Raw genomic sequence first — 5,083 nt, 5'->3', positions numbered from 1 at the left:
GTCAATGGCGGCCGTTCCCGCCCGGCCCCCCCCCCCCTGGCGCCCCGGGGGGCCGCCCCCGGGCGGGGTTACCAGGTGTCGATGCCCATCTTCTTGGCCGCGTCGTGGACGGCCTTGTAGTGGGCGTGCGACATGCCGGACTGCTTGTCCTTCTCGGGCAGGTTCTTGTCCGCCGCGCGGAACTCGTCGCGGGCCTCGGCGAGCAGGCTCGTGCCGTAGGAGACGGGGACGTCCTTGACGCCGTGGGACGGGTGGGTCTTCTCGGCCGTCTTGCTGCCCGCCTTGATCAGGATGTCGCGGGCCTTGTTGAAGTCGTCGGCCTTGACCGTCTTCGGGTTGCTGAGCTGTGCCTGCACCCGGGCCGTCGGCTGGGCCGGCGCGGTGCCTGCGGCCATGGCGGGAGCGGCAGCGGCGGCGCCGAGGGCGCCGACGGCGGCGACTGCCACGAGGGCGCTCCGGAGGGTCCTGTTCATGGATATATCCCTTCGCAATGTCTAACAATCAGCGCTCGCACCGGACTTGGAGTCCGTGGGAGTGCGAACTCCTCGGCACTACCCCGGCCCTCCTCGGCGGCAAACCGATGGTCGTACGGGGGTGGTTGGGGAGCGGTGGGATCAGGCCGTCTTGTGAATATGGGGTTATCGGACTGCTGGGTTAGCAGGGGCGGAAGGGGCTCAAGGGGACGGCCAGGGCGGGCCGTTCGACGAACGGCCCGCCCTGCGTGGTGGATCAGACGTCGAACTCGCCGGCGCGGATGGCGGAGACGAGGTCGCGCCATTCGGTGGGGGTGAGTTGGGCGATGGCGTCGGGGAGCAGACTGCTGCGGACGTAGACGGCGTCGGAGGTGATGGCGACCTCTGGGCAGTTATTGCCGTCGCCACAGGCACTGGGCTTTCGCCATTCCACGGGATCCCTCACAGGCTGTTCATGATGCTGGAGATCACGTCACGGGAGGCCGATGGATCGAGCGCGCGATCACGCATCGCCCCGATGATGTTCCGGTAGTTCTCCAGCTGGTTCATCTCGGTCAGGAACGCTGGCGATCCTACGGAGTCAAGCTGGACCGTATCGAGGCGGGGTACCGGCCCGCTTGCATACAGCACGGCGTGGCCCGCACCCTTGAATCCGCCGGCCCTGAACTCCAATACGCGCAGTGTCACGTTGGGGGCCTCCGAGAGCACGAGCAACTGCTTCAGCTGCTCTCTGGCGACAGCCGTTCCCCCGAACTCCATGCGCAGCGCGGCCTCGTGCACGATTGCTTCGTATTCCAGTGGATCGCTGCGTGTCAGGAGCTCTGCTCGCCGCATCCGGTTCTCGACTCGCGCTTCGATGTTCAGTGGCCGCAGCGGAGGATAGACCTCTCGGAAGATCGCGCGAGCTGTCTCCTCGGTCTGCATGAGCCCGGGCGCATGGCAGATCTGATACGTCACCAACGCGCTGGAATAGTGTTCAACTTCGGAGATCTCAAGAATCCCTGGTGGGACGAGCCCTCTGTGCTCCTCCCACCACCCCTTGGTGCGGTCGGCGGCCATCTCGGCGACGGCGTCGACGTACGCAGAGTCGGCCTCCTCGTACTCGGCGGCGAGCGCAAGCACCCGTTCAGCGCTGACCGGGTAGGCGCCTTGTTCGATCAGCGTGACCTTGCTCCGGTCCAGCCCGAGAACGGCGGCAGCGTCTCCAGCTGTGCGTCCGGCGGCCTCTCGCATCTTTCGCAGCTCGATGCCGACGCGCTTGCGGCGTGCGGTTGGGGTAGGTGGCATCTTCCCAGCATCCATCGTCGGTGTGTGGCGAGTCCAGCGAGCAGATAGGCATATCTTCCTGGCCTCGCTAGCAAATTTGCTATCGCATGCCCTACAGTCTGTGATGCACCGCTCACCGAGCGGATTGTCGGTAGTGCCGCTCGGGCATTGAAGAGCACCCATCTCCGTCACTGGGAGACATCGTGCGTAACCTCAACTCCCCCTCCCTCACCCTCGCTCGCGACACCCTCCGCGACGGCATGGCCCGCGTCGGCTGGCCCTCCTCCTCCATCGCGGACGCCGAGCTCGCCCTCGTCGAACTGATCGTCAATGCCTGGCGTCACGGCGAGACGACCTCCCCCGTCGTCCTCATCCACTTCCTCTCCGACCCCCTCTCCAACACCCTCCGCGTCACCGTCGCGGACCGCTCCTCCGCCCTCCCCGAGCAGCGAACGCCGTGCCCGCTCGCCGAGTCCGGCCGGGGCCTCCAGCTGGTCGCCGGCCTCACCCACCGCTGGGGCGTCGACCCCCTGAAGCTGGGCAAAATCGTTTGGTTCGAGTTGGACGGTGTCGCGTGATCGCCCACCACCCCATCCACCCGGCCGATCCGGCGCTGCGCCACCTCACGGCCCGCCAGATCACCGGACTCATCGTCGAACTCCGGACCGAGGGTCGCGAGTTCGGGCTCCTCTGGCCCTCCGCCCAGGCCGGCGAGACCAACCTCGACGGCCGCGCCCTCGTCTCCCTCGGCAACATCCCGGCGAGCACCCTCATCAACCTCCTCGCCCTCCTCCGCGAGTACAAGCGTGAGCGGGACCGCCGCCGATGCTAGGCCTCCTGACCTTCAACCTCCTGGCCTCCCTCCTCGGCGCCCTCTGCGAAACCCGAGCCCGTCACCTCCACGACTGCACGGTCACCCCCGCAGTGCTTGCCGAGCGCCAAGCCTGCGATGCCGCACGGCACTTCGCGGTTCCGACGTGCGAGTTCGGTCGACAGGTAGCCTCCGGGTGGTGAGTACCGATTTTCAGCAGGCCCGGCTGTCTCTCGGTGTGCGGCTACGGGAGTTGCGCACCGAGGCGGGCGTGAACGGCCGCGACCTCGCCGGACGACTGGGCTGGCCGGCGTCGAAGATTTCGAAGCTGGAGAACGGCAAGCAGACGGCCACTCCCGCGGATCTTCACGCGTGGGCCGAAGCATTGGGGCGTCCGGAGGCCGCCGCCGAGTTGAAAGGCAGGCTGCAAGGCCTGGAGTCCCGCTATCGGGGATGGAAGCGGGTGCTGGCCGGCGGGTACCGGGTGCGCGAGGAAGCCGGAGTCAGGCACGGCCGGGAGACGGCGGTGACCACCGGCTACGAACCTGCCATCATCCCGGACATTTTCCAGATCGCGGAATACGCCCGCCACGTCCTGACTCACGCAACCGATCTGGATGACGGGCCGCGTGACATCGAGGAAGGAGTATGTGCCCGGCTGAAGCGCCAGGAGTCCCTCTACCAGCGAGGGAAGCGCTTCCGCTTCATCATGTCCGAGGCCGCACTGTACGTGCAGATCTGTCCGCCCGACGTCCTGGCCGCTCAACTCGACCGACTGGGCGGCCTGCTGGGGCTCGACACGGTTGAGGTGGGGATCGTTCCGCTCGGGGCTCCGGTGACAGTCATTCCCAAGCACGGTTTCTGGATCTACGACGACAGGCTCACGATCGTCGAGACGTGGAACGCCGAGCTGTGGCTCGATGAACCCGTCGACATCGCGCTGTACCGGAAGGTCTGGGGCAAGCTGCACGATGCTGCGGTGTACGGCCCCGCGGCACACCGGCTGATCGCCCGTGCGCGCTCGACGCTGGCACTGGCAGCCACCTGAGAAACCTGCGGAAGCCTCGCCGCGCACAGGAGAAATACGGAGAAATGCCGCTCACGCCAGCAAGGTTGGGCCTCTACCGTGCTGGACAGGACCTTGCCGGCACCCGAATGACCGGCACCGATCGAGAGGAGCCGGAATGGGCGAGCACGGAGACGGCAAGGGTGGCGAGGACGGGGACAAGAAGCAGTCCCCGAAGGAGTCCGACGGTCAGTGGACCAAGCCCGTGACGCCGCCGAAGAAGTGAGCGCTAACTGATGGACGACTACGCACAGTTGCTGACCCGAATGGAATCAGCGGGGGCACTGGGCGAGGGGTGGCGGGGCGCGTTCGAGCGTGCCCCGCGCTCTTCCTTCGTCCCGGACTCCGTCTGGGCCCCGGACGGCGACAGGCCGACCGGCTACGGCCTGATCACCCGGACCGACCACCCGGACGCCTGGTGGGCCCTGGTGAACGCCGACGAGGTGGTGGTCACCCAGATCGATGACGGCCTGGATACCGGGCCGGGCATCGCCACCTCCTCGGCCTCCATGCCGTCCCTCGTCGCGCGGATGCTCCGGCACCTGGACGTGGTCGACGGGAACACCGTGCTCGACATCGGCACCGGCACCGGATGGACGAGCGCGCTCCTCTCCGCCAGGCTCGGCGACGCCCACGTGACCACCGTGGAGGTGGATCGAGCGGTCGCCGCCGCAGCGGCCCGACGACTCACCGCAGCAGGCTTCCACCCCAGTTGCTCGACCGGCGACGGCCTCGAAGGCCAGCCCCTCCGGGCGCCTTACGATCGCGTCCATTCCACGGCGGCGGTTCGCCGACTGCCGCGTGCCTGGCTCGAACAGACCCGCCCCGGCGGCGTGATCGTCACCCCCTGGGGCACGCCCTACGCCAACGCCGGACTCCTGCGCCTGGTGGTCGGCGGTCCGGGGGAGCCCTCCCACGGCAGGTTCGTGGACAACGTCAGCTTCATGTGGGTCCGCAGCCAGCGCCCCCACCCGGTGACCGAACCGACCGACCGGCCGATCCACCGGGGCTCGTCGCCGATCGACCCGGAGCTGGCGCTGGAGAACGTGGACGTGGCGTTCGCCATCGGCCTCCGGGTGCCCGGCGTTCGGTATCACCACACCTGGGACGACACGGACCCCGGCGGCACCTACCGCATGCAGCTCTCCGACGGCGTCGGCTCCTGGGCGTCCGTCCGCCACCACGACTGGGGCGCCGCCGACGCCGTCCAGCAGGCCGGGCCCCGCCGCCTGTGGGACGAGATCGTCCGCGCCCGCCGGGGATGGCTGGCCGACGGCGAACCGGACCTCACCCGCTTCGGCGTGACGATGACGCCGACCGGTGAACAGCACGTGTGGCTCGACGAGCCCGGCAAGCTGATCGGATGACCCGGCCGCGAAGCTTCAAGCGACTGACCTGAGTCCCCGCCGCGGGCTTCGGAGGCCGGGCCACCCACCGCTCACCCCGCAACACAAACACCCCCCGCGC

Annotated in this window: 7 protein-coding genes; 4 read left to right on the top strand and 3 right to left on the bottom strand. The window is 68.4% G+C overall.

Features of this window, described 5'->3' with window-relative positions:
- Nucleotides 1-68: 68 nt before the first annotated feature.
- The 3 genes from ACFV6I_RS05490 to ACFV6I_RS05480 form a co-directional block, all read right to left on the bottom strand.
- Nucleotides 69-473, bottom strand: coding sequence for a hypothetical protein (locus ACFV6I_RS05490; RefSeq protein ID WP_380335111.1), 405 nt, complete (start codon nt 471-473; stop codon nt 69-71).
- Nucleotides 474-729: 256 nt separating this feature from the next.
- Nucleotides 730-906 carry a DUF397 domain-containing protein gene (locus ACFV6I_RS05485; protein ID WP_380335108.1) on the bottom strand — a complete coding sequence of 59 codons (177 nt, stop codon included), beginning with the start codon at nt 904-906 and terminating at the stop codon, nt 730-732.
- 8 nt (nt 907-914) lie between these two features.
- Nucleotides 915-1,775: a helix-turn-helix domain-containing protein gene (locus ACFV6I_RS05480; protein ID WP_380335105.1), complete on the bottom strand. Its 861-nt coding sequence runs from the start codon at nt 1,773-1,775 to the stop codon at nt 915-917.
- A 167-nt stretch (nt 1,776-1,942) separates the two neighbouring features.
- Between ACFV6I_RS05480 and ACFV6I_RS05475 the strand changes: the two genes are divergently transcribed.
- The 4 genes from ACFV6I_RS05475 to ACFV6I_RS05460 all read left to right on the top strand — a co-directional run bounded on the left by ACFV6I_RS05475 (nt 1,943) and on the right by ACFV6I_RS05460 (nt 4,983).
- Nucleotides 1,943-2,317, top strand: a complete 375-nt coding sequence (locus ACFV6I_RS05475; protein ID WP_380335102.1) for an ATP-binding protein — start codon at nt 1,943-1,945, stop codon at nt 2,315-2,317.
- The gene (locus tag ACFV6I_RS05470) at nt 2,314-2,571 is read left to right on the top strand and encodes a hypothetical protein (protein ID WP_371518753.1); all 258 of its coding nucleotides are present in this window, start codon (nt 2,314-2,316) and stop codon (nt 2,569-2,571) included. Before ACFV6I_RS05475 ends, ACFV6I_RS05470 begins: the two co-directional genes overlap by 4 nt.
- Nucleotides 2,572-2,749: 178 nt before the next feature.
- Nucleotides 2,750-3,598: a helix-turn-helix domain-containing protein gene (locus ACFV6I_RS05465; RefSeq protein WP_380335099.1), complete on the top strand. Its 849-nt coding sequence runs from the start codon at nt 2,750-2,752 to the stop codon at nt 3,596-3,598.
- Nucleotides 3,599-3,852: 254 nt separating this feature from the next.
- Nucleotides 3,853-4,983 (top strand): methyltransferase domain-containing protein, encoded by a 1,131-nt coding sequence (locus tag ACFV6I_RS05460; protein ID WP_380335097.1) that lies wholly within the window; start codon nt 3,853-3,855, stop codon nt 4,981-4,983.
- The last annotated feature ends 100 nt before the right edge of the window (nt 4,984-5,083 follow it).

It is taken from the genome of Kitasatospora sp. NPDC059803 (assembly GCF_042732255.1).
In the GTDB taxonomy this organism is placed as follows: domain Bacteria; phylum Actinomycetota; class Actinomycetes; order Streptomycetales; family Streptomycetaceae; genus Kitasatospora.
This window is presented reverse-complemented; position numbering and strand designations above follow the sequence as displayed.